This is a genomic window from Blastococcus sp. HT6-4, assembly GCF_039679125.1.
GTDB classification, from domain to species: Bacteria; Actinomycetota; Actinomycetes; order Mycobacteriales; family Geodermatophilaceae; genus Blastococcus; species Blastococcus montanus.
Genome location: NZ_CP155551.1, coordinates 3,947,546 through 3,970,141, shown reverse-complemented (window position 1 = coordinate 3,970,141; position 22,596 = coordinate 3,947,546). Strand labels below are relative to the sequence as shown.

Annotated in this window: 19 protein-coding genes and 4 tRNA genes; 11 read left to right on the top strand and 12 right to left on the bottom strand. The window is 74.1% G+C overall.

The window, feature by feature from the left end; translation table 11 throughout:
* Nucleotides 1–26: 26 nt before the first annotated feature.
* Nucleotides 27–245, bottom strand: coding sequence for a hypothetical protein (locus tag ABDB74_RS19015; protein WP_346620342.1), 219 nt, complete (start codon nt 243–245; stop codon nt 27–29).
* Between the two features lie 194 nt (nt 246–439).
* Here ABDB74_RS19015 and ABDB74_RS19010 point away from each other — a divergent pair, with 194 nt between their 5' ends.
* On the top strand, nt 440–1,129 hold the full coding sequence (locus ABDB74_RS19010) for a phosphodiesterase (RefSeq protein ID WP_346620340.1): 690 nt from the start codon (nt 440–442) through the stop codon (nt 1,127–1,129).
* 169 nt (nt 1,130–1,298) lie between these two features.
* A complete protein-coding gene (locus tag ABDB74_RS19005; RefSeq protein ID WP_346620339.1) occupies nt 1,299–2,330 on the top strand; it encodes a glycosyltransferase in 1,032 nt (343 codons plus the stop codon).
* A gap of 46 nt (nt 2,331–2,376) precedes the next feature.
* On the opposite strand, the gene ABDB74_RS19000 is transcribed toward ABDB74_RS19005, so the two are convergent.
* The 3 genes from ABDB74_RS19000 to ABDB74_RS18990 all read right to left on the bottom strand — a co-directional run bounded on the left by ABDB74_RS19000 (nt 2,377) and on the right by ABDB74_RS18990 (nt 2,637).
* Nucleotides 2,377–2,450 (bottom strand) — tRNA-Phe (locus ABDB74_RS19000).
* Nucleotides 2,451–2,476: 26 nt separating this feature from the next.
* Nucleotides 2,477–2,550: transfer RNA gene (locus ABDB74_RS18995), tRNA-Asp, on the bottom strand.
* Between the two features lie 14 nt (nt 2,551–2,564).
* Nucleotides 2,565–2,637, bottom strand: a tRNA-Glu gene (locus ABDB74_RS18990).
* Nucleotides 2,638–2,721: 84 nt separating this feature from the next.
* On the opposite strand from ABDB74_RS18990, the gene ABDB74_RS18985 reads away from it, so the two are divergent.
* Nucleotides 2,722–3,300 carry a hypothetical protein gene (locus ABDB74_RS18985; RefSeq protein WP_346620337.1) on the top strand — a complete coding sequence of 193 codons (579 nt, stop codon included), beginning with the start codon at nt 2,722–2,724 and terminating at the stop codon, nt 3,298–3,300.
* 40 nt (nt 3,301–3,340) lie between these two features.
* On the opposite strand, the gene ABDB74_RS18980 is transcribed toward ABDB74_RS18985, so the two are convergent.
* The 3 genes from ABDB74_RS18980 to ABDB74_RS18970 are packed head-to-tail and all read right to left on the bottom strand — an operon-like array spanning nt 3,341 to nt 5,815.
* Nucleotides 3,341–3,673 (bottom strand): hypothetical protein, encoded by a 333-nt coding sequence (locus ABDB74_RS18980; RefSeq protein WP_346620336.1) that lies wholly within the window; start codon nt 3,671–3,673, stop codon nt 3,341–3,343.
* Nucleotides 3,674–3,696: 23 nt separating this feature from the next.
* A complete protein-coding gene (locus tag ABDB74_RS18975) occupies nt 3,697–5,235 on the bottom strand; it encodes a metallophosphoesterase (RefSeq protein WP_346620334.1) in 1,539 nt (512 codons plus the stop codon).
* Between the two features lie 58 nt (nt 5,236–5,293).
* Nucleotides 5,294–5,815 (bottom strand): GtrA family protein, encoded by a 522-nt coding sequence (locus ABDB74_RS18970; RefSeq protein WP_346620332.1) that lies wholly within the window; start codon nt 5,813–5,815, stop codon nt 5,294–5,296.
* A gap of 212 nt (nt 5,816–6,027) precedes the next feature.
* Here ABDB74_RS18970 and ABDB74_RS18965 point away from each other — a divergent pair, with 212 nt between their 5' ends.
* Nucleotides 6,028–6,903, top strand: a complete 876-nt coding sequence (locus tag ABDB74_RS18965) for a Rieske (2Fe-2S) protein (protein WP_346620331.1) — start codon at nt 6,028–6,030, stop codon at nt 6,901–6,903.
* Between the two features lie 587 nt (nt 6,904–7,490).
* Here ABDB74_RS18965 and mqo read toward each other — a convergent pair.
* On the bottom strand, nt 7,491–8,990 hold the full coding sequence (gene mqo / locus ABDB74_RS18960; protein WP_346620329.1) for a malate dehydrogenase (quinone): 1,500 nt from the start codon (nt 8,988–8,990) through the stop codon (nt 7,491–7,493).
* Nucleotides 8,991–9,214: 224 nt separating this feature from the next.
* The gene (locus tag ABDB74_RS18955; RefSeq protein WP_346620328.1) at nt 9,215–9,598 is read right to left on the bottom strand and encodes a VOC family protein; all 384 of its coding nucleotides are present in this window, start codon (nt 9,596–9,598) and stop codon (nt 9,215–9,217) included.
* 258 nt (nt 9,599–9,856) lie between these two features.
* Here ABDB74_RS18955 and ABDB74_RS18950 point away from each other — a divergent pair.
* From ABDB74_RS18950 to betT, 7 genes are all read left to right on the top strand, one after another.
* A tRNA-Lys gene (locus tag ABDB74_RS18950) sits at nt 9,857–9,929 on the top strand.
* 55 nt (nt 9,930–9,984) lie between these two features.
* On the top strand, nt 9,985–10,551 hold the full coding sequence (locus ABDB74_RS18945) for a dienelactone hydrolase family protein (protein WP_346620327.1): 567 nt from the start codon (nt 9,985–9,987) through the stop codon (nt 10,549–10,551).
* A gap of 261 nt (nt 10,552–10,812) precedes the next feature.
* The gene (locus ABDB74_RS18940; protein ID WP_346620325.1) at nt 10,813–11,037 is read left to right on the top strand and encodes a hypothetical protein; all 225 of its coding nucleotides are present in this window, start codon (nt 10,813–10,815) and stop codon (nt 11,035–11,037) included.
* Nucleotides 11,027–11,881, top strand: a complete 855-nt coding sequence (locus ABDB74_RS18935; RefSeq protein ID WP_346620323.1) for a hypothetical protein — start codon at nt 11,027–11,029, stop codon at nt 11,879–11,881. The genes ABDB74_RS18940 and ABDB74_RS18935 overlap by 11 nt, the downstream gene beginning before the upstream one ends.
* Before the next feature lie 377 nt (nt 11,882–12,258).
* The gene (locus ABDB74_RS18930) at nt 12,259–14,934 is read left to right on the top strand and encodes an EAL domain-containing protein (protein WP_346620321.1); all 2,676 of its coding nucleotides are present in this window, start codon (nt 12,259–12,261) and stop codon (nt 14,932–14,934) included.
* Nucleotides 14,935–15,096: 162 nt separating this feature from the next.
* A complete protein-coding gene (locus ABDB74_RS18925; protein WP_346620319.1) occupies nt 15,097–16,620 on the top strand; it encodes a phospholipase D-like domain-containing protein in 1,524 nt (507 codons plus the stop codon).
* Nucleotides 16,621–16,678: 58 nt separating this feature from the next.
* Nucleotides 16,679–18,661, top strand: coding sequence for a choline BCCT transporter BetT (gene betT, locus ABDB74_RS18920; protein WP_346620318.1), 1,983 nt, complete (start codon nt 16,679–16,681; stop codon nt 18,659–18,661).
* Nucleotides 18,662–18,670: 9 nt separating this feature from the next.
* Here the strand turns inward: betT and phaZ are convergent, their stop codons facing one another.
* From phaZ to ABDB74_RS18905, 3 genes are all read right to left on the bottom strand, one after another.
* Nucleotides 18,671–19,468: a poly(3-hydroxyalkanoate) depolymerase gene (gene phaZ / locus ABDB74_RS18915; RefSeq protein ID WP_346620317.1), complete on the bottom strand. Its 798-nt coding sequence runs from the start codon at nt 19,466–19,468 to the stop codon at nt 18,671–18,673.
* Between the two features lie 10 nt (nt 19,469–19,478).
* Nucleotides 19,479–21,242 carry an alpha/beta fold hydrolase gene (locus ABDB74_RS18910; RefSeq protein WP_346620316.1) on the bottom strand — a complete coding sequence of 588 codons (1,764 nt, stop codon included), beginning with the start codon at nt 21,240–21,242 and terminating at the stop codon, nt 19,479–19,481.
* Between the two features lie 120 nt (nt 21,243–21,362).
* Nucleotides 21,363–22,544 carry an acyl-CoA dehydrogenase family protein gene (locus ABDB74_RS18905; RefSeq protein WP_346620315.1) on the bottom strand — a complete coding sequence of 394 codons (1,182 nt, stop codon included), beginning with the start codon at nt 22,542–22,544 and terminating at the stop codon, nt 21,363–21,365.
* Nucleotides 22,545–22,596 lie beyond the last annotated feature (52 nt).

Here is a 22,596-nt window from a genome sequence, read left to right as displayed (position 1 = left end):
CGCCGGGACCTCCTGGGGTCTGCGGGTCAGCGGACGGCGGGCATCTCGTTGGTGGTCGTGGAGTTCGCCGGCGACCACGCGTCGGGATGCGGGCGGCCGGCGTCGGCGGCCCAGGCCGGCGTGCGGGGACCCGTCTGCGTACCGCGGGTGACCGTCGCCGGGCGGGCACTCAGGCTCACGATCACGGCCAGCAGCACGAGAAGACCGACCAGCACACCGCCGATGACCAGGAGCGTCGAGAGCATGTACTCAGCGTAGGGGGAGGACTGTTCCGTGTCACCGGGACCGGCCGGGCAGATGTCTCTGAAGATCACCGCCGACATGCGCAGACTTCGCTCCGGCGACCGACCCGGCCCACGGTAACGGGCCGCGTTCCGCCTGCATAGCCGGTGCGCCGGAGGGGGTAGGCAGTCGCCGTCGCGGGACCGAGGGGGGCGTCGTGGGGAGTCTGGCCGAGACCGCCGGTCGGCTGGTGGCGGTGCCGATGGGCGCCGTGGCGCGGTGGCGCGGCAGACCCATCCATCCCCGGGGCGCCGTCCTCGACGCGGTGCTGGAGCGGCGCGGCGGCACGCCGCCGTTCGGCGTCCCGTGGCTGGACCAGCAGCGCACCGATCCGGCACTCGTCCGGCTCTCCCGCGGGGCCGGGCTCCCGGCTCCGCTCCCCGACGTGCTGGGCCTGGCGATACGGCTTCCCGCCGAGGGCGGCAGCCACGTGGATCTCCTGCTCTCGACGACCGGCCGGGGGCCGCTGACCCGCCTGGTGCCGGTCCCCCGTGTCGACGGGGCGGCGACCCACAGCTCGATCATGGCCTACCGGTCGGCCGCCGGTCCGGTGCGCCTGGCGGCCCTGCCCGAGCGCGCCGAGGTGCCCACCGAACCCGGTGCGGTCGCCGCCGGGGCCGCGGACGGGACGCTCTCCTTCACGCTCGCGGCGGCCGTCGGGCTGGGGGAGTGGCGACCGTTCGCGCGGCTGCGCACCACCGGGCCGCGGGAGCCGCTGGATCCGGCCGTCCGCTTCGACGCGGTGCGCCATGCGCCCCCGGGCCTGTCGGCCGACGGTCCGATGGCCCGCTTCCGGGAGCCCGCCTATGCCGCCGCACGCCTGCTCGGACATCCGCGGAACCGGTGACAGGATGGACGCGCCACCTCACCCGATGGAGTTGATCACCGGTTGGGGCGGGCAGCCATGGGGTAGGACGGACCGGACCGGCTCGAGACCCGCGGCCAGGTCCTGAGGACGTCGAGCGGCACCGTCGTGCTGTCGCAGGACTCGACCGCACGAGGAGACGCACCACCGCGTGAGCCACGCAGAGACCCGGCACCCAGGGCTGCCCACGATGCCGTGGGCCGGTCTGCGGGTGCTCTCGATCCCGGGCGCCGACCCCTACGTCACCGCCGTCCTCCCGGACGGCGTGATGCCGGTGGGGCGTGCGAGCGAGCCGAGCCCGTGGCTGGACGTCGCTCACCTGGCCGCGCAGGCCGGCGACGTCGACGTGGTGCACCTGCACGTCGGCCACGCCGACCTCGCCACCGCGGAGCTGGAGGTCTGGACCGAGGAGCTGCAGCGGCTGGGCATCCCGCTCGTGGTCACGGTCCACCAGCTGAGCGACCCGCACCAGGCCCTGGCCTCCCGGTCCGACGCGCACCTGGCCGCGGTGCTGGCGACCGCCGAGGTGGTGCTGACCCTCACCCCCGGCGCGGCCGACGAGATCGCCGGGAGGTACGGGCGGACGGCGATCGTCGTCGCCCATCCTTCGATCGTCACCCCCGATCCCGACCTGGGCGCCGAGCGCGGCCTCGTGGGGGTGTTGCTGGGCCCGCCGTCCCCGGCCGTTCCCGATCCCACCGGGCTGGTGCGGGCGGCGCTGTCGGGCGCGGTGTCGGGCGGCGGCCGGCTGCGCGTCCTCGTCGACGAGACGACGGTGCCGGTCCCGGCCGTCACCGAGCTGGCCGACGCCGGTGAGTTCGAACTGGTGCGCTACCGCGCCGCTGACCGGGCGGCCCAGCTGCAGCAGCTGCACGTGGCCGTCGTGGCCGAGCGGTGCGGCAGCCACTCCCGCGACCTGGAGATCTGCCGCGACGTCGGTACCGGTGTGGTGGCGCCCAGCTGCGGCTGGTTCGGCGACCAGTGGTCGGAGGTCGTGCTCTACGGGCACGACCGGTGCGGGGGCCTGGACGGGGTCTCGCTCGCCGCGGCGATCGGCGCGGCGCTCACCCGGCCCATGCCGCGACCGGCGGACCGGGCATGGCGGCTCGAGCAGCGGGCCGCGGTGCAGCAGGTGCACGCCGACGTCTACGCGCAGGTCGCCGCCGACCGCGGCTGGGCCTGAGGAACGCGAACGGGCCCGGCGGATGCCGGGCCCGATCCAGAGAGTGTGGGCAGGGGCGGGGTCGAACCGCCGACCTCTCGCTTTTCAGGCGAGCGCTCGTACCGACTGAGCTACCTGCCCCTCCCGGGTGTCTCCACCCGGGGAAGCGACCCTGACGGGACTCGAACCCGCGACCTCCGCCGTGACAGGGCGGCGCGCTAACCAACTGCGCTACAGGGCCTTGCTGATCGTGCGTGCCCCCAACGGGGTTCGAACCCGTGCTACCGCCTTGAAAGGGCGGCGTCCTGGACCGCTAGACGATGGGGGCTCGTGTTCGCCGGGGGCAGCGAGAACAATACATGCCCGCCGCGCCTCCTCCGACGGGGGGTCCCCCGGGTGCGAGGGTGTCCCCGTGCGAACTGGCTCCGCGGTGGTCGTCCCCGCTCTCGTGACGTCGCTGCTCCTCCTCTCCGGCTGCGCGGCTCAGGGTGGGGACGGTTCCGGCGCGGGCGTCGAGCAGGCGTCGGGGTCCTCCGTGCCGCAGGCGCCCTCCGACGGCGACACCGGGGCCGAGACCGCCGATCCGTCCGCCGACGCCCGCGTCACCGTGCGCGACGTGCGCCTCGGCGGGCACGAGGGCCACGACCGGCTGGTCTTCGAGACCGGTGGCACCGGCGTGCCCGGCTGGGACGTCCGGTACGTCGACGAGGCGTCGGCCCCCGGCAGCGGCCGGCCGGTGGAGGTGGCCGGGAACGCCGTCCTGCAGGTGCGGATCACCGGTGCCGGCTACCCCTTCGACACGGGTGTCGAGGAGTACGCGGGCGGGCCGCTGACGGGCACGGGCACCGGGGCCGTCGAGGAGGTCGTCTTCGGGGCGACGTACGAGGGCACGACGACGGCGTTCGTCGGGACCGGGACGCAGGCGCCGTTCCGCGTCTACCTGCTGGAGGACCCGGCCCGGGTGGTCGTCGAGGTCACCCACGAGGGCTGAACGAGAGCGGCCGGTGGGCCGTCCCCGGCCGGGCTCACGGTTAGCCCAGCGTCGCCGTCAGCTGGACGGAGTCCCCGGTGACGCTGGAGCAGGAGACCTGCAGCGGACCTGCGCTGAGGCTCTCGCCCTCACCGCAGGACACGCTGGTCCCGCCGACGGTGAGCGAGGCGCGGCCGTCCTCCGTGCCCCCGAACGAGACCGTGGTGCCGAAGATGTCGGCCTCGGCTCCCGCGTCGGACAGGGTCACCGTGCACGACGAGGTCGAGCAGGAGACGTTCTCGGAGGAGAGGCTGCACCCGGCGAGGGAGGCCAGCGACAGGCCTGCGGCGAGCAGTCCCCCGGCGAGCCGGTGGGTGCGGGTCGTCGACGACATGCCGTCACCCTAGGAGGACGGGGTCATCCCGGCGGGGAGGCCGGGTCGACCGCGCCGTCGACGGTGCCGGGGCCCGGGGTCCCGGGCGTCGCGGCACCGCCCTCGGCGGGAGCGACCGCCGCTTCGCTGCCGCCCGCGTCGGCCGACACGAGGACACGCTGCACGGTCACCTCCGTGGACCCGAGCCCGCCCAGGGTGATCTCGTCGTAGGCCTGCAACGCCCCGGTCGACGGGTCGAAGTAGAGCACGGTGCACGTGAGGGGCTCGGGGTACTCGCCCTCCAGTGCGCGCAGCCCGGCGCCGCCGGTGGAGCCCTGCACCATCAGCAGCGTGTCGTCGGACAGCCGCTCGATCTTCCGCTCGTGGGTGTGCCCGGCGAGCACCAACGGGGCGAGGCCGTCCAGGGGAGCGGCCTGCTTCGGGTCGTGCACGAGCGCGACCGCCGGCGGCTCCGGCAGCGTCCGGACGAAGTCCGCCAGTTCCTCGCCGGACGCCTCCAGGAGGTCGGGCGAGGCGTCGTCGTCGCCGGTGCTCTTGTCGGGCGTGAAGCGGGGATCGGGGGTGCCGACGACGCGGATGCCCGCGACGGTGACCGCGGAGTCGTCGAGCACCGTGACGTTGGGCTGGGCGGCGAGGATGGCGGCGGTCACCGCCGAGTCGTGGTTGCCGCGGATGTAGACGTAGGGGACGTCGATGTCGCCCACCGCGGTGATCAGGCGGTTCTCCGGCTCACTGCCCCAGTCGGTGAGGTCGCCGGTGTCGAGGACGCCGTCGACGTCGAACTTCTCGACCACCTGGCGGACGAGGTCGAAGCCGGACGGGTTGAGGTGGATGTCGGAGACGTGCAGCAGCGCCACCGAGTCGATCCCACCCGTCGGCGCGGGCAGGGCGGCCAGCGTCGAGTACAGGGTGCCCACGTTGGCCACCAGGTCCTCCAGCGAGGCCCGGTAGGCGTCGAACCGGGCGATGATGTCCTCGGCGCTGCCGATCAGGCTGTTGGCGTTCACGAGCAGGCCCGTGTACGTGGGCTGGGACAGCGCCTCCGGGCGCCAGGTGGCGGCTCCGAGGGCGCCCGTGGTGGCCAGCAGGACCGTGGTGAGCCCCGCGGCGATCAGGGGTTCCCGACGGCGGCGCAGCACCGCCCACGAGGTGAGCGCCGCGCCGCCGAGCGCGACCAGCACGGTCACCCACACCAGCCGGACGACGGCGGACCTCAGGTCCTCGGTCACCTGGTCGACGACGCCGGCCAGCCGCACGGGGTCGGTGGCGAGGAGCTCGACCCGCTCCCGGTCGACCCGCTCCAGGGAGATGTCCAGCCGGAGCGGGCCGTCGTAGACGTCGACGGCGAGCGATCCCAGCGGTGGGACGGCGACCTCGGCGCCGCCCGCCGCAGGGCGGAAGGCGAGGGTGGCGTCGAACGGCCCGATCGGCGCCGAGACGCGGGCGAGGAGCAGGACGGCCACGAGCGCGCCGCCGAGCGCGAGGGCGAGGCGGGCGGCCCACCGCCCCGCCAGTCGGGTGCGACCCGGCCACGGGGAGGTCGGCGTGCTGGGCTCGCTCATCGCGACGAGGCTAGCGACAACCGGTGAGGAGCCGGGGATGGGCGCGTCGGGCGAGCCCCTACGCCGTCGCCGGCGCCGGGCGGAAGATCCAGCGCAGCGCCAGGAACCGCATGAGGCCGATGACGGCGGTGACCGTCACGACGGTCGCGATCTGCAGACCCGCGTGGGTGCCGTCGGTGACGGCGTGGAGCCAGCCCAGGGCGCTGCTCGTGGCCAGCAGACCGACGACCGTGACGCCGCCGGCCTCCCACTGCGCGGTGAACCAGTGCACCCGCTCGTCGGCGTGGAAGGTCAGCCGGCGGTGCAGTTCGTTGGCCAGCACCGTGGAGACCGCCGTCGCCACCAGGTGTGCGGTCAGGTAGCCGCGCCAGCCGCCCAGCGCGACGAACAGCAGCGCGTAGACGACGGTGGTGACTCCCCCGACGAGGACGAACCGCACGAACTGCGCCGTCGTGTCGTCCCGGCGCAGGCGAGCGGCGATGCCCGGCTCGCGCTCCTGCGGCCACTGCGCCGTCGTCCGCGGCAGGTCGCCGACGGACTCGGCCGCGTGGTGGCGGCGGAGCAGGGACGGGCAGGTCACGGGGGTCCTTCGTGGGGCGGGTGAGCGGGAAGTGGTGAGCGGGGTCAAGGCTCCTCCTCGGCAATGCCCTTGTCACCCCTGACCATGCCGGGGCGACCTGTGGCTCACCCGTGTCCTTCCTCACGGTCACCTGTGCATCGCACGGCAGGGTTCCCGCTGGTTCCCCGTGCAGGCGGGGCATCGTGCCGGGGACACCGGGGTAGGGGGCGCCCATGAGTCTCATGGGGTTCCTGGACCGCATCGCGGACGTGTCGGCGTTCGACAAGGCGATCGAGCCCGCGCGGCGTGCCGTCCAGGGCATGCCCAGCGCGGTCAAGGACGTGCTGCACGGGACGTGGCTGGGGCACCCGCTGCACCCGGTGCTGGTGCAGGTTCCCGTGGGGAGCTGGGTGTCCGCCGGCCTGCTCGACGCGATCCCGCCGCTGCGGCCGGCGGCGACGGCGCTGATCGGCACCGGTGTGGTCGTCGCCGTCCCGGCCGCGCTGTCCGGGGCGGCCGACTGGTCGGAGCAGGGCTCCGGGGTCCGCCGGCTGGGGGCGCTGCACGCGCTGATGAACACCGCGGCCCTCGGGCTCTACGTCGGCTCGCTGGTCGCCCGGGCGCAGGGCCGCGGCACGCTCGGGCGGGTGCTGGCCTACGGCGGTCTGAGCGTCGCCGGCGGGTCCGCGGCGATCGGCGGCCACATGTCCTACGCGCAGTCCTCCGGTGCCTCGCACGCCGCGACGGCGGTGCGTGCCCTGTCGACGGACTGGATCGACCTCGGGCCGCTGGACGACCTGCCGGAGGGCCGGCCGACGATGCGCACCGGGAAGGGCAGCAGCATGTCGGTGCCGCTGGCCGTGGTCCGTCGCGGGGCGCGGGTCGACGTGTTCGTGGGCGCCTGCTCGCACCTGTCGGGTCCGCTCGACGAAGGAGTGGTCGAGACGGTGCGCGGCAGCGAGTGCCTGGTGTGCCCGTGGCACGGGTCCGCGTTCGACCTCGACGACGGCCAGCCGCGGCGCGGCCCGGCGGCCAACCCGCAGGAGAAGCTGGTGATCCGCATGGAGGCCGGCCGGGTGAAGGCCCGGGTGCCCAGCCGCCATCGCTGACCGCCCGGGGCCGGGTCGCGGTCGAGCTGCGCCGGGCGCTCACCGACCTGGTCGCGCGGGTGTGCGAGCGCGGGGGCTGAGGACCGCCCGCGGGGGCCGGAGGTGTCGGGTGCCGGAGGTGCGGGGCGCAGGAGGTGCGGGGCGCCGGGTGCCGGGAAAGTAGCCGGCCCGGCCGCCCGGGGGGAACGGGTCAGCCGGGCCGGGGTCGTACCCGCCGGCGCGTGGGCGCAGACGGACGGTTCGGCGGTCAGGACTGCGGTGTCGCGCCCCGACCGGTGTGGTGATGACCGTACGTAACCGGAGCCGTCCCCGGCGATCCCCTGAACGGGTGGTCCGCGGCCGGCCCCGGTGACCCGCCGCACACGAGGTGTAGGTGCGGGGGCCCGGCGGGCACCGGGGGAGGATGTTCTTCCTCTTCTCCAGCCGGTTGGGCTGCCTGGGCTCCCTGCTGATCTCGGCCGTGCTGACGCTGATCCTGCTGATGGTCCTGAACGTGATCTGACGCCCGGGTGACCGGTCCGTGCGGGGCCGGTCACCCGGGCGTCAGGGAAGCGGTGGCCCCCTGCGTACGGCCGGGTGGCTGCGGATCAGCCGTTGAGCTCGAGGGTCTGCATCGTGTCGGTGCGGACCTGCGCGAGCAGCGCCGGTTCCGCGTTCAGCGAGTGGCCGTAGGACGGGATGGCCTGCTGCAGCAGCGGGCGCCAGGCGTCGATGCGCTGCGGGAAGCAGCGCTCGAGCAGGGTGAGCATCGCGGACACGGCGGTCGAGGCGCCGGGGGAGGCGCCGAGGAGGCCGGCGATGCTGCCGTCGCCCCCGACGATGAGCTCGGTGCCGAACTGCAGGACGCCCTTGCCGCTCTTCGGGTCCTGCTTGATGACCTGGACCCGCTGGCCGGCGGTGACCATGTCCCAGTCGTCCTGCTCGGCGGTGGGCACGAAGCCCTCCAGCGTGCGGTGCCGGGCCGAGCGCGACTGGAGCAGCTCGCCCACCAGGTACTTGGTCAGCGCCATCTCGGTGCGGGCGACGCCCAGCATCGAGCCCAGGTTGTTGGGCTTGACGCTCTTGGGCAGGTCGAACATCGACCCGGCCTTGAGGAACTTGGGCGAGAAGCCGGCGTAGGGGCCGAACATCAGGGAGTGGTCGCCGTCGATGAGGCGGAGGTCGAGGTGCGGGACCGACATGGGCGGGGCGCCGACGGCGGCCTGCCCGTAGACCTTGGCCTGGTGTCGGGCCACCAGTTCGGGCGACCGCGTGCGCAGGAACATGCCGCTGACGGGGAACCCGCCGAAGCCGCGGATCTCCGGGATGCCGGCCTTCTGCAGGAGCGGCAGGGCGCCGCCACCGGCGCCGACGAAGACGAACCGGGTGCGCAGGGTCAGGCGCTCTCCGGAGACGGTGTCGCGCACGGTCACCTTCCAGCGCCCGTCGGTCTCCTTCTCCAGGCCCTCAACCCGCTGGTTCACGTGGACGTCGACCCCGTGGCCGGCGACGTCGTCGAGCATGAGGCGGGTGAGGGCGCCGAAGTTGACGTCGGTGCCGGCGACGGAGCGGGTGGCGGCGACGATCTGCTCGGGGTCGCGGCCCTCCATCATCAGCGGCAGCCACTCGGCCATCACGGCCGGGCTGTCGGTGTACTCGAGCCCCTCGAACACGGGCTGGGCGGCGAGCGCGGCGTGCCGGTTGCGCATGTACCGGCGCCCGTTCTCGCCCGTGACGAAGCTCAGGTGGGGGACCGGGGTGATGAAGTCCTTCGGGGACCCGGTCAGGCCGCCGCGCACGAGGTGCGACCAGAACTGCCGGGAGACCTGGAACTGCTCGTTGATCGTGACGGCCTTGGTCGGGTCGACCTGGCCGTCAGGGCCCGCGGGCGTGTAGTTGAGCTCGCAGAGGGCGGCGTGCCCGGTGCCGGCGTTGTTCCAGGGGCCGGAGCTCTCGCCGGCGACGGCGCTGCCCGACTCGAAAACGGCGACGCTCCACTCGGGGGCGACGACGCGCAGCAGCTCCGCCAGGGTGGCGCTCATGATGCCGCCCCCGACGAGTACGACGTCGGGGTTCGCGCTGTCGGGAACGCTGCGCTCGGAAGTCACGTCTGCCTCTCTGGCTGTGCTCAGCGAGGCACTGCGGCGCTCGCGCTTTGCTTTCGATCGTCGGCCGAAAGTGGCCGGTACGTGCGACCGCGGGCTTGTGAACTCGATCACCGCGTGGTCGGGAGAACCGGTGTCAAGGCTATGACCGGCGCGATCGGCCTGCTGATGCGGTACCGGTGTGGGCACCTTCACCCCTGCCGGGTGAGCGCCGGCCGGTCGCGAACTCAGCGCTGGTCGCGGCGCAGCGGATGGTCGTGGGGGATCTCGACCAGAGCGATCCGGACCCCGTCGGGATCCTCGATCCACATCTCGACCAGCCCCCATGGCTCGAGCCGGGGCGGCTGGACGACGGTCACGCCAGCCGCCGCGAGCCGATGGTGCTCGGCGACGACGTCCCGGACCTGCAGCCACAGCGCCAGCCCCTCGGGGCTCTGCTCCGCCTGACCGGACACCTCGAGCAGTCCGTTCCCGAGGAAGAAGACGACCCCCGGATGCTCCGCCGGGCCGAACTCGCGGTACACCGCCAGCCCGAGGACGTCGCGGTAGAACGACTGCGACCGTCGCGGATCCGACGGTCGCAGGAGGGTGCGGCTGCTCAGGACGTCCATTGCGCCATCCTCGTCCAGCCGGACACGTTGCAGTGCGGACCTCACGAGTGCTCTTCCGGTGACATCGGAGCGAACGGTCCCGGGCCGGGCATCCCCGTCACCGTGCTGGTCGCCGCGGCGGCTGCCCGGCCGCCCGCCGCGGACCCGCGTCCATCGGGTGGGCGCAGTGCCCGGCGGTAGCCTGGCACCGGGGTCGCGAGGCGGCCGTAGGCCTCGTGCGTCGTCGCGTGGATCTCCGGAGGGTTTCCTGCACCCACCGGGCCTCTAGCTCAACTGGCAGAGCAGCGGACTTTTAATCCGCGGGTTGTGGGTTCGATCCCCACGGGGCCCACCCGGTCGGCGTTCTCGGCGTCGGTCATGTCGTACCGCGCAGCTAGCGTGCAGGCATGGCGGAGCTGGTGCTGTTCCACCACGCGCAGGGGCTCACGGCCGGGTGCGTGGCCTTCGCCGACGAGCTGCGGGCGGCGGGGCACGTGGTGCACACCCCCGACCTGTACGACGGCCGCACGTTCGGCTCCCTCGACGACGGCATGGCCCACGTGCAGGCGGTCGGGTTCGACACCGTCGTCGAGCGTGCCCGGGCCGCCGTCGAGGGCCTTCCGGAACGCCTCGTCTACGCGGGGTTCTCCCTCGGGGTGCTGCCGGCGCAGTTGTTCGCCCAGACCCGGCCGGGCGCGGCCGCAGCGGTGCTGATGCACGCCGCCGTCCCCTTGGGGGAGCTCGGGGACACCTGGCCCCACGGCGTCCCGGTGCAGATCCACACGATGGACGCCGATGAACGGGGGGACGTCGACGTCGCCTGGGCCCTCGCCGCGCGGATCGACGGCGCGGAGTTGTTCCTCTACCCCGGCGACCGGCACCTGTTCACCGACCGGAGCCTGCCCGACCACGACGCGGTGGCCGCGGCGCTGGTGCGGGAGCGCGTGCTCGGATTCCTGGCCGCAGCCGGCTGACGACACGCCGGCGCGCCGCCGGCCGGGCGGAGTGACCGGCCGCCGGATCGGCCGTTCCACGCTCGGAACCGGCCGCCTTGTCGACAGGTCGTCGCCGTGGAAGACGGGTCGTCCGACCCCCGGGAAGCCCTCCGCAACGAATGGGACACGGGCCGGTTCCCGAGGCCGTCCGGGCGGCCGTCCCGCAGCTCGTCCGGACCTAGCCTTCGGGTCGTCCGCGGCGCTTCCCCAGCCGCGGAGCAGCACCTGCGAGGAGTACCTGTGCACGCGACCGCGGTTCCCGTCCACCATCCCTCCACCCACCTCGACGACGAGCTCGACGGCGACGGTCTGGCCCTGCTGCTCGACCTGATGGCTGACGAACCCGTCGCACCGCCGCGGCCGGCCGGGCCCCCGAGCCCGCCGTGGACCACGCGCGTGCAGGAGCTGTCGCGGTGGGCGTCGTCCTGGGGTGCGGGACCGCAGGGGGCCTGGCGTGCCTGGTGAGCTGGTGGCGGTCGTGGCCCCGATGCTGGGCTGCCTCGGGCTGATCGCGCTGATCGTCGTCCTGGGTGCCAGCTCCACGGCGCGCTACGAGTTCGAGCGCAACCACGTGCCGGCGCGGCAGCTCCACGAGGCCCCGCCGGAGCGGACGGAGGCACCGATGGGTGCGGCCGGCCGGCCGGCCGGTGGTGGCGAGGGCCGGGAGCGCTCCGCCCCCGAGCGGACGGCCGTGGGCCTGGCCACCCACCCGGCCGGGCGCCGGCTCGCCGACGGCCCGGCGGCCACGGCCTGGTGGCTGGTCGACGAGCTGGAGGGGACGGCGCTGGCGGGCCCGTTCGCCGACTCGCTCGAGGCCGACTGGGCGGCCGTGTCCGGCAGTGGGCTGGACAGCGCGCGTGCCGTCTACGGCGTGCGCCGTCCCGACGGTTCCGTGGTCCGGCGGCAGTCGCCGCAGGAGCGCAGCTGGCTGGCCGAGCTCGGGCACCAGCTGGACCGGCTCCCCGAGGACTGGGACCCGTACGTCTCCGACGACGACGACGCGCTGACCACGCTGGCGGTCGAGGTGACCGCGGCGGTGCTCGAGGCAGGCCTGGCGCTGCACGACTGCGACGGGCCGGACGGCGCCGGCGGGGTCTGCCTGACGCCGCATCCGGCCGGCCTGGGCGTCGTCGTCACCTGGCGTCAGCACGACCGGATGAGCCTGCAGCAGGTGCGGGGCGCGGCGGCCGACGCCGCGGTGCAGCGGACCATGACCACCGCCGTCGTCACGGTGCTGCGGCAGCTGGGCTTCCCGGTCGAGGAGGTGGGATCCACCGGAGCCCACCTGGTGACCACGTCGCCCCGATGAGCGCGGGCGGGAGCCGGAGGCCGCCGTCGCCGGTGGCGGGGCGCCGCCGGGCGCCGGCCGCGGCGCCGGCCGTGCGTCAGGGCCGGAGTGCGGGGGCGCTCGACGCGGGTGGCACCACGAGGGTGGGGCGGCCGCGCAACCTCGCCGGCAGACGGCGGGCGGCCGGCGAGATCGCCGCCGGGGTCGAGCGGGTGGGGCGGTCGGGCATGTCGGGCACGGTTCCCTTCGGGGCTGGAGTCCCGCCGAGCATCGCGGCCGGGTCTGACATTCCCCGGGCGGACGGCTGTGAACTCCCTGACCACCCGTCCCCGGAGCGACCGACCCGAAGGGGGTGGGTGGCTTCCTCAAGGCGTGCCCGGCGATGCCGATACGGAATCGTGCGAATCATCCGGGCAGCGGGCCACGGCCGGCGGCGCGGTGCACCGCTGTGGCGGTACCTGACCGCCCTCGTGCTGCTCCCGCTCATCGGTGTGGTCGTCCTCGCGGCCGCCGCCGCCCAGGCGCGGGCAGCGGAGGCGGCGGGCGCCGAACGGGCCGAGCAGGCCGTGCGGACGCTCGCCCTGCTGGACGCGGCACGGAGCGCGGTCGAGCAGGAGATGATGCCCGTCCTGTCGCTGCGGGTGATCGAGAACCCGGCGGCCGCGGCCGCCCTCGGGCTGCCGGACTTCCTGCTGCAGGCCCAGCGGAAGACCGCGTTCGCCGAGGCCCAGCGCGCCCGGGAGGTCACCGACCTGGCGCTGGCCATGGTGCCCGCCGGTTCGGTGGGCGAGGACGCGGCCGAGCGTGCCGCCGAGGACCTCGCGGTCCTGCGTGCCGGCAGCGACGCCGGCGCGCTCGACGTCGAAGGCGTCTACATGGAGTTCCTGACCGTCTCCAACGACCTGATGCACGCGGAGATCGCGGCCGCCGCGGCCGCGACCTCGCAGGGGATCCCGGGTGCGACCCTGCGGGCCATCCGCGACGTGCAGACCATCGCGCAGCTGGCGCAGAGCGCGAGCCGGCAGCTGCCGCTGTTCCTCGGCTCGCTCCTCGGGGGCGGCGGCGACGAGCTGATCGGCTCGCGCACGGCCTGGCAGACGGTCTGGCTGGACTACCTCGACGTGCGGCGCCAGATGCAGACCCTCTCCCAGGAGTCGCTGCGGGTCGCGTGGGACGAGGTCCGCACGTCCTCCGTGGTGTCCCGGGTGGAAGGGGCGATGGCCGGAGGGCTCTCCGGCAACCCCGTCCGCCACCTGCCGATCACCGAGCTGGCCTCCCTGCTGCTCGGGGGGCAGGAGCGCAACGCCATGCTCACCGGCCTGGTGGAGACGGCTGCCGGCGAGGCCCAGGCCCTCGCGGCCGCCGACCGGGAGCGCGCCAACGACAGCCTGCAGCTCGTCCTCGTGCTCGGTGGCGGCCTCCTCGCCGGCTCGCTGCTCGGGGCGGTCCTGCTGGGACGCAGCGTCGCCCGGGCCCTGCGGCTGCTCGCCGGCCAGGCCACGGAGATCAGCCAGGGCTCCCTGGTCGAGGTCGAGGTCGCCGGCCCCCGTGAGGTGCGCACCGTCTCGGCCGCCCTGGGCGCCGCCGTCGCCGGGCTGCGCCGGATCCAGGCCCAGGCCCAGGCCGTGGCCCGCGGCGACCTGGACGACGCGCTGCTCGACCAGCCCCTTCCCGGCCCGCTGGGCGAGGTCGTCCACGCCTCGGTCAAGCAGATCGTCCACTCGGTGCGCCAGCGCGAGGAGCTGCAGTTCGCCCTCGCCCACCAGGCGACCCACGACCCGCTCACCGAACTGCCCAACCGCGCCCAGGCGGTCACGCTCGTGACCTCCGCCCTGCACCGCGGCCGGCGGGCCGGCGAGATGACCGGGCTCCTGTTCGTCGACCTCGACGCGTTCAAGGCCGTCAACGACGCCCACGGCCACGCCGTGGGCGACGAGGTCCTCCGGGAGGTCTCCCGGCGGCTGCGCGACGCCGTGCGGCCCGGGGACGTCGTGTGCCGCCTCGGGGGCGACGAGTTCGTCGTGCTCGTCGAACCGGTGCACAGCGAGCACGACCTGCTCCAGCTCGCCGACCGGCTGATCGCCTCGGTCAGCGAACCGATCACGCTCGGTGGAAACACCGCCGTGCGCGTCGGCGCCAGCGTCGGCGTGGCCGTCAGCCGGGACGGCGGCACCGATGCCGACGTCCTGTTCGCCGAGGCCGACACCGCCGCGTACCGGGCCAAGGCACACGGCCGCGGCCGGGCGGAGATCTTCGACGAGGCACTGCGGGCCCAGCTCAGCCGGCGGACCGAGCTCGAGGCCGCCATCCTGCACGGCCTGGCGAACGGGGAGATGGAGCTGCACTACCAGCCGGTCGTCGACGTGGCGCGCGGCCGGCTGGCGGGCTACGAGGCCCTGATCCGCTGGGAGCGCCCGGGCGTGGGCATGGTCCCGCCGGACGAGTTCATCCCGGTGGCGGAGGGCTCCCGCCTCATCGGCGACGTCGACCGCTGGGTGCTGCGGGAGGCGACCCGCCAGCTCGCCGAGTGGCGGGCCGGCTGCCCGGCGGTGCCCGGCCGGCCCGAGGCCACCGTGGCGGTGAACATCTCCGGGCGGCACCTCGCCGACCGGCGGATCGTCGCCGACGTCGCCGATGCGCTGGAAGCCTCCGGGTTGCCGGCCCGGCTGCTCGTCCTCGAGGTCACCGAGACCGTGCTCGTGGACGACCCCGTCGCCTTCGACCACCTCACCGAGCTGCGGGCCATGGGCGTCGCCATCGCCATCGACGACTTCGGGACCGGCTACACCTCCATCGGGCAGTTGCGGAACATGCCCGTGGACACGCTCAAGATCGACCGGAGCTTCGTCGCCTCGGCCGAGCCCGCCCACCGCGAGCTGGTCGCGCTGATGATCCGGGCGGCGCACACGTTCGGGCTCACCGTCGTCGCCGAGGGCGTGGAGGAGCCCGCCCAGCTGGCCCGCCTCAAGGAGCAGGCCTGCGACCAGGCGCAGGGCTACCTGATCCACCGGCCGATGCGGGCCGCCGAGGCCGGTGCGCTGCTGCGCACGGGGGCGAGGGCAGGTGCGAGCTGACCGGCCCGACGACCGGTCGGGCGGCGGCGACCCCACGGCCGGGTGATCACCGATGCCCTCGGCCGTCGGGCTGGGGCAGACTCCCCGGCGTGAACGACCGTCGCGCCTTCCGGCCACGCCCCGGCCGGAGGCCGTCGCCACGCTCCCGGACGGGAGGCGAGGGTGGCTGACGCCGGAACCACGGCACCGGACGGCGCGGGGCGGACGATCCCGCGGGTCGGGTACGACACGGTCCTGGTGCCCGGCGAGACGTGCTGGCGGATCGAGCGGGCGGACCGGTACGCGATCTTCGTCGACGCCGCCGACTACTTCGCCGTCCTCAAGCAGGCGGTCCTGCGCGCGGAGCGCCGGGTGCTGTTCATCGGCTGGGACTTCGAGCCCCGGATCCGGATGGATCCCCGCACGCCCGGCCGGGCGCGGGACGACCGGCTGGTCCGGGTGCTCGAGGCGGCCGTGCGGGCCAACCCCGACCTGGAGATCGGGGTCCTCCAGTGGGGGATGGGGATGCTGGAGTCGCTGCGGCGCGGGGTGCTCCCCGTTCCGCTGCTCCGCCGCCGGACGCACGAGCGGCTCAGGTTCGCCGTCGACCACCACCATCCGCTGGGCGCCGCGCACCACCAGAAGATCGTCGTCATCGACGACTGCCTCGCCTTCGCCGGCGGCATCGACGTCACGGCCGACCGGTGGGACACCTCCGACCACCTCGACTGGCACCGGCACCGGCACCGGCCGCACTCGCCCCGCCCGACCGGCCCCTGGCACGACGTGACGAGCCTGGTCTCCGGCCCCGCCGCACGGGCGCTGGGTGATCTGGCGCGCGCCCGGTGGGAGAGCGGCACCGGCCGGCGACTGGACCCGGTCGAGGGGGCCGAACCGTGCTGGCCCCCGGAGGTGGAGCCGCTGCTGACCGACGTCGACGTCGCGATCTCGCGCACCCGCCCGCGGCACGGCGGCGACGACCTGGTGCACGAGGTCGAGCTGCTGTGGCTGGCCGCGATCGCGGCCGCCCGGGAGACCGTCTACATCGAGGCCCAGTACTTCGCCAACCGTCGGATCGCGGAGGCGATCGCCGAGCGGCTGGGCGAGGCCGACGGCCCGGAGTTCGTCCTCGTGACCCCGGAGTCGGCGGAGGGATGGCTCGAGGAGAAGGCCATGGGCGCCGCCCGCGCCCGGTTGCTCGCGATGGTCCGGCAGGCCGACGTCCACGACCGCTTCCGGATGTACGTGCCGGTGACCGAAGGCGGCCGGCCGGTGTACGTGCACGCGAAGGTGCTGCTGGTCGACGACCGGCTGATGCGGATCGGCAGCTCGAACCTGAACAACCGCTCCATGGGCCTGGACACCGAGTGCGACCTCACCGTCGAGGCGCGTCCGGACGACCCCGGCCGCGCCGGGCTCGCCGGGGTCGTCGTCCGGATGCGCCACCGTCTGCTCGGCGAGCACCTCGGGGTCGAACCCGCCGCGGTGGCCGCCGCGGTCGGGGCATCCGGTGGGTCGCTCGTCCGCGCGGTCGACAGCCTGCGCACCACGACCGGCCGGTCGCTGCGGCCGTTCGAGCCGCCGCCCCAGCACGTGGTCGACCGCGCGCTGGCCGCGACCGAGCTGCTCGACGCCGAACGCACCCCCGACCGCTGGAGCCGGGTCCGGCGGACGTTCACCCCGGGCCGGGGCCGCCCCGGGGGATGAGCGGCGCCGATGGGCGCTCACCGAGCCGCAGGCGGCAGGGTGTGCCACCATCCGCCCGGTGGATGCGGACAACGAACGTCGTGAACAGGGCAACGGGCTGAAGCGCCCGGTCTTCTACGGCTCGGTCGCCGGCGTCCTGCTCGTCGCCCTCTGGGCGATGTCCAGCCCGGTCTCCGCCGCCGGCACCATCGGCTCGCTGGTGGGCTGGACGTCGGAGTGGTTCGGCTGGTTCTACATCGCCTTCGCCACCGCCGTGCTCGTCTTCGTGCTGGCCATCGCGTTCTCCCGGTACGGGCGGGTGAAGCTCGGCCCCGAGCACTCCGCCCCGGAGTACAGCACCTTCGCCTGGGCGTCGATGCTCTTCGCCGCCGGGATCGGCACCGACCTGATGTTCTTCGCCGTCGCCGAGCCGGTGACGCAGTACCTCGCCCCGCCGGTCGGGGAGGGGGAGACGGTCGAGGCGGCCCGCGAGGCCACGGTGTGGACGCTGTTCCACTACGGCGTCAACGGCTGGGGCATGTACGCGCTGATGGGGATGGCGCTGGCCTACTTCGCCTACCGCATGAACATGCCGCTGGCCATCCGCTCGGTGCTCTACCCGATCTTCGGCCGGCGCGTGCACGGCCCGTTGGGCGACGGGGTGGACATCGCGGCCGTGCTCGGGACGATCTTCGGCGTCGCCACCTCGCTCGGCATCGGCGTCGTGCAGCTGAACTACGGGCTCTTCGTGCTGTTCGGCATCCCCGAGGGGCGGGCCGCGCAGCTCGGCCTGATCGCGCTCGCCGTGGGCGTGGCCACGGTCTCCGCGGTGAGCGGGGTGGACCGGGGGATCAAGCGGCTCTCGCAGCTGAACGTCGTCCTCGCCCTGGGCCTGGCCGGCTTCGTCCTCGTCACCGGCAACACCGCTTTCCTGCTCAACGCGCTGGTGCTCAACGTCGGCGACTTCGTGAGCAGCTTCCCCGGGCTGACCATGCAGACCTTCGCCTACGACCGGCCGGACGAGTGGCTCAACGGCTGGACGCTGTTCTTCTGGGCGTGGTGGATCGCCTGGGCCTCCTTCGTCGGGCTCTTCCTCGCCCGGATCTCACGGGGACGGACGATCCGGCAGTTCGTCGCGGGCACGCTGCTCCTGCCGTTCAGCTACATCCTCATGTGGGTGTCGATCTTCGGGAACAGCGCCATCGACCGCATCCGGCAGGGGGACGCGGCGTTCGGCGAGACGGCGATGAACACCCCGGAGCGGGGCTTCTACACGCTGCTCGCGGAGTACCCGGCCTTCCTGTTCGTCGCCGCGATCGCGACGTTCGTCGGTCTGCTGTTCTACGTGACGTCGGCCGACTCGGGCGCGCTGGTGATGGCGAACCTCTCCTCGCGGCTGGCTCGGCCGCAGGACGACGCGTCCGCCGGGGTGCGGATCGTCTGGGCGTTCGCCACCGGCGTCCTGACCGCGGCGATGCTCGTGGTCGGTGGCGTGCCGGCGCTGCAGAACGCGACCATCATCATGGGGCTGCCGTTCGGCTTCGTGATGGTGCTGGTGATGGTCGGCCTGTACCGGGCACTGCGGAACGAGGCCGACCGGGCCGCCGGCCGGCACGGTGTCCTGCCCTCCCGCCGGCCCCGTGCCCGGCGGCGGGCGCGGTTGCGACGCCGCCGCGCGCCGGTCCCCAGCGGCCGGGAGCGGGCCGCCCAGTACCTCTCCGAGACCGCCCGGCCGGCCCTGGGCGACGCGGCGGCCGAGCTGCGGGCCCGCAACCTCGCGTCCGATGCCCGCTGGGTCGTGGACGACTCCGGGAGCCGCTCCGTGGAGCTGACGGCGGAGGTCGACGGCGGCGCCCCCTTCCGCTACCGGATCCAGCCCGGTCAGGCGTCCCGCCCGTGGGCGGACGCGCCGGACTCGCGGCTCGACGTCCGCCTCGGCGCCGGGGACCGGGAGTCCGAGGAGGCCGGCTACGACGTCATGAACTACACCCACGCCCAGCTGATCGACGACGTCCTGCAGAAGTTCGAGCGGCACCTGGAGACCCGGACGCGCGCCGGCTGAGCCACCGGGTCAGGCGTCGAGGAAGTCCTCGATCACCGGGGCCAGCTCCTCGGCCTCGGTGATCAGCGCGATGTGCCCGCCCCGGTAGACGTGCAGCTGGGCGCGGGGGATCAGCCGGGCCATGACGCGTGCGTTCACCACCGGGATGATCGGGTCGTCGTCGCCGGCGATGACCAGCGTCGGCTGCCGGATCAGCCGGAGGAACGGCAGGCTGCTCCAGCCGGTGCTCGCCGCCAGCTGGTAGTAGTAGCCGCGCCGGGGCCCGACCCGCGTGTGCGAGTGCAGCGCCTGCGCGGCCCGCTCCGGGTCGGTGCGCATCGTGCCGCCGTAGATCAGCCCGGCGATCTCCCGGGCGTACGCCGGGTCACGGTGCCGGCGCGGGGTGAGCATCCGCGCCAGCACCCGCGGGTGCGCCGGCACCATCAGCGTCCCGGTCCCCGTCGCGGCCAGCACCAGCCGCCGGCAGCGCCGCCGGTGCTGCACGGCGAACTGCTGGGCCAGCCCGCCGCCCCAGGACAGGCCGAGGACGTCGACCGGCTGGTCGTAGCCGAGCCGGGTGAGCACCCCGGTCACCACCGGGGTCAGCGTGGACAGCACGTAGGGGACGACGGGGCGTGGCGACCCACCCACGCCGGGCACGTCGAAGCGGATCACCGTCCGCCGGGCGTCGAGGGCGTCCACGAACGGCTGCAGCACCTCCAGGCTGGCGCCGATGCCGTTCATCAGCAGCAGCGGGGGCACCGCGTCGTCGGTACCCGGCCGCACCGCCACCCGCAGCGTGCGGCCGCCGACGGTCAGGCTGCGCACGACCTCCGGGCTACTTGTCGAAGACATACGTCCCCGGGGCGTCGGCCAGCGGCTCGAGACCGTTGCCCCCCAGCTGCTGGGGGGCGGGGATCTCCTCGCCCGACCGCTCGCCGAGCCACGCCACGTAGTCGGGCCACCAGGAGCCCTGCACCGTCTCGGCCTGCCGCAGCCACTCCTGCGGGTCTGGCGGGGTGGAGGACGCCACCTGGAACGTCGACTTCGGATTGCCCGGCGGGTTGACCAGCGAGGCGATGTGCCCGCTGGTCGAGAGCACGAACCGGCTCTCGCCCCCGACGAGCTGGGTCGTCCGGTAGCAGGCCTGCCACGGGCAGAGGTGGTCGGCGATGCCCGCGGTGACGTAGGAGTCGACGGTGACCGCCGAGAGGTCCACCGGCGAGCCGAGCATGCCGGCCCGGCCCGGTTCGGTCAGCGCGTTGCCCAGCGCCACCTCGATGAAGTCGCGGTGCAGGGCCGCGCTCATCCGGGTCGTGTCGGCGTTCCAGAAGAGGATGTCGAAGTTCGGCGGCGGCTTGCCCTGCAGGTAGTTGTTGACCCAGTAGTTCCAGATCAGGTCGTTGGGGCGCAGCCAGGCGAACACCTCGGCCAGCTGGGCGCCGTCGAGGTAGCCCTTCCGCCGCGAGCGCTCGATGGCGGCCTGGACGGCCTCGGGGTCCATGAGCGCGGACATGGTGCCGGCGCGTTCCCAGTCGAGGACGGTGACGGCGTAGCTGGCCGAGCGGACGCGGTCCTGCCGTCCGGTGGCGGCCAGGTGCGCCAGCACCATCGCGGTGATGATCCCGCCGGAGCAGAAGGCCTGGACGCTCGCCTGCTCCTGGCCGGTGATCCGCTCGACGGCGTCCATCGCGTCCAGCACCGCCTGGCCGTAGGTGTCCAGGCCCCAGTCGGCGTGCCGCTCGTCGGGGTTGCGCCACACGATCATGAACACCTGCTGGCCGCCGGCCACGTAGTGCTCCACGATGCTGCGGCCGGGTGCGAGGTCGGTGATGTAGTACTTGTTGATCGTCGGCGGCACGATCACCAGCGGCACCGACCGGACGGTCTCCGTCGTGGGCCGGTACTGGATGAGCTCGAAGACGTCGGTGCGGAAGACCACGGCCCCCGGGGTGACCGCCAGGTCCTCGCCGACGGTGAACGCGTCCGGCTCCACCATCGACGGCACCCGCGGCGGGCTCGTCAGGTCGGAGAGCATGCGCCGCAGGCCCTTGAGGGCGCTGGCCCCGCCGGTGTCGATCACCGCCTTCAGGGACAGCGGGTTGAGGACCGGGACGTTGCTGGGGGCCAGCGCGTCGACGAGGTTCGTGGCGGTGAAGCGGATCCGCTCGTCGTCCTGCCAGTCGAGGTCGGCGTCCTCGATCAGCTCCCAGGCCACCCGCGCCGTCGCCAGGTGCGCCTGCATGGTGCGCTTGAGCAGCGGGTTGCCGCTCCAGGCGGGGTCGGCGAACCGCTTGTCCTTCTTGCCCGGTGCCAGCTCGGAGCGGCCGAGCGCGACCTTCCCGAGCTCCCGGGCCAGCTCACCGCCGCGGCGGGCGACCGTGTCGGGCCGGCGGGCCAGCGCGGCGCCGAACCGCAACGCGGTCCCCGCCGGCGGCACCAGCCGGCGCAGCGGCCCGGAGGCGGCGTCGACGAGCACCATGTCCAGGCCCGTCGCCGCCTCCACCGCCTCCTCGGGGGCGCCGGCGGCGGGCGCGCTGTCGGGGCGCCCGGGCGGGGGAGCCGACGCCGTCCGGGCCGGTTCGGTCGCAGGCTGGGCCATCGCGGTTCTCCTTCGGCGCGCTGCCCCGGGACGCGGCGGCGCCGTCTCCCGAGACGCGGTTGTGACCTGTCCCACTCAACCACAGGGCACCGGCCCCGGCAGGCCGTGCGGGCCGATGGCTCAGACGATGGCGCTGGCGCCGGTCACGCCCCGGCCGACGATCAGCGTGTTCACCTCGCGGGTGCCCTCGTAGGAGTAGATGGCCTCGGCGTCGGCGACGTAGCGGCCCACGTGGTTCTCCAGCAGGATGCCGTTGCCGCCCATGAGCTCGCGGGCCCAGCCGACGGTCTCGCGCATCCGCATGGTGCAGAAGGCCTTGGCCAGCGACGCCTGCTCGTCGGTCATCGTCCCTGCGCCCTGCAGCTGCGACAGGCGGGCGCACATCGCCACCGAGGAGGTGATGTTGCCGAGCATGCGCACCAGCAGGTCCTGCACGAGCTGGAACTCCACGATCGGCTGGCCGAACTGCTCCCGCCCCAGGGCGTAGCGCAGGGCGTGCTCGTAGGCCCCGCGGGAGCAGCCCACGGCCGACCAGGCGACGCCGGCGCGGGTCATCCGCAGCACGTCGGCGGTCTCGCGGAAGCTGTGCGCCTCCTGCAGCCGGTTCTCCTCGGGCACCCGGACGCCCGCGAGGGTGATGTGCGCGTTCTGCACCACGCGCAGCGCGATCTTGTCCTCGAGGTTCACGGTGGTGAAGCCCGGTGTCCCCGCTTCGACGACGAAGCCGAGCACCCGCTCGGTGTCGACGTCCCGGGCCCAGATGATGGTCAGGTCGGCGAAGCTGGCGTTGCCGATCCACTTCTTCTCGCCGTCGAGCACCCAGGAGTCGCCGTCCCGCCGGCACGTCGTCTGCAGGCCGCGGGCCACGTCGGAGCCGTGCTCGGGCTCGGTGAGCCCGAACGCGCCGATCAGCTCCATGCGGGCCATGGCCGGCAGCCAGCGCTCCTTCTGCTCCTCGGAGCCGCAGAGGTAGATCGACCCCATGGCCAGGCCGCCGTGGACGCCCATGAACGTGGAGATCGAGGGGTCGCCCTTGGACAGCTCCATGGAGATCATCCCGTCGAGCAGCGGCGAGCGGCCCCGGCAGCCGTACCCCTGGATCGAGGTGCCGGCGATGCCCAGCTCGGCCATGGCCGGGATGAGCTGGTGCGGGAACTCCGCTCGCGTCCAGTACTCGTTGATGATCGGTTCGACCTGCTCGTCCATGAACCCGCGCACCCGGTGCAGCAGCGCCCGGTCGTCGTCGTCGAGCAGGGCCTCGAGGTCGTAGAAGTCCGACGTGATCGTCGACCGGTCGCTCATCGCGGTGCTGCCTCCTCGGCGGGGAACTGTGCGGGGCACCTACCCGTGGGGT

Coding starts and splice junctions, on each gene's coding strand:
- ABDB74_RS18910 (WP_346620316.1), bottom strand. CDS start 21,242: ATGGCCCAGCCTGCGACCGAACCGGCCCGGACGGCGTCGGCTCCCCCG.
- ABDB74_RS19015 (WP_346620342.1), bottom strand. CDS start 245: ATGCTCTCGACGCTCCTGGTCATCGGCGGTGTGCTGGTCGGTCTTCTC.
- ABDB74_RS18975 (WP_346620334.1), bottom strand. CDS start 5,235: ATGAGCGAGCCCAGCACGCCGACCTCCCCGTGGCCGGGTCGCACCCGA.
- ABDB74_RS18905 (WP_346620315.1), bottom strand. CDS start 22,544: ATGAGCGACCGGTCGACGATCACGTCGGACTTCTACGACCTCGAGGCC.
- ABDB74_RS18945 (WP_346620327.1), top strand. CDS start 9,985: ATGGCGGAGCTGGTGCTGTTCCACCACGCGCAGGGGCTCACGGCCGGG.
- ABDB74_RS18980 (WP_346620336.1), bottom strand. CDS start 3,673: ATGTCGTCGACGACCCGCACCCACCGGCTCGCCGGGGGACTGCTCGCC.
- ABDB74_RS18965 (WP_346620331.1), top strand. CDS start 6,028: ATGAGTCTCATGGGGTTCCTGGACCGCATCGCGGACGTGTCGGCGTTC.
- ABDB74_RS18955 (WP_346620328.1), bottom strand. CDS start 9,598: ATGGACGTCCTGAGCAGCCGCACCCTCCTGCGACCGTCGGATCCGCGA.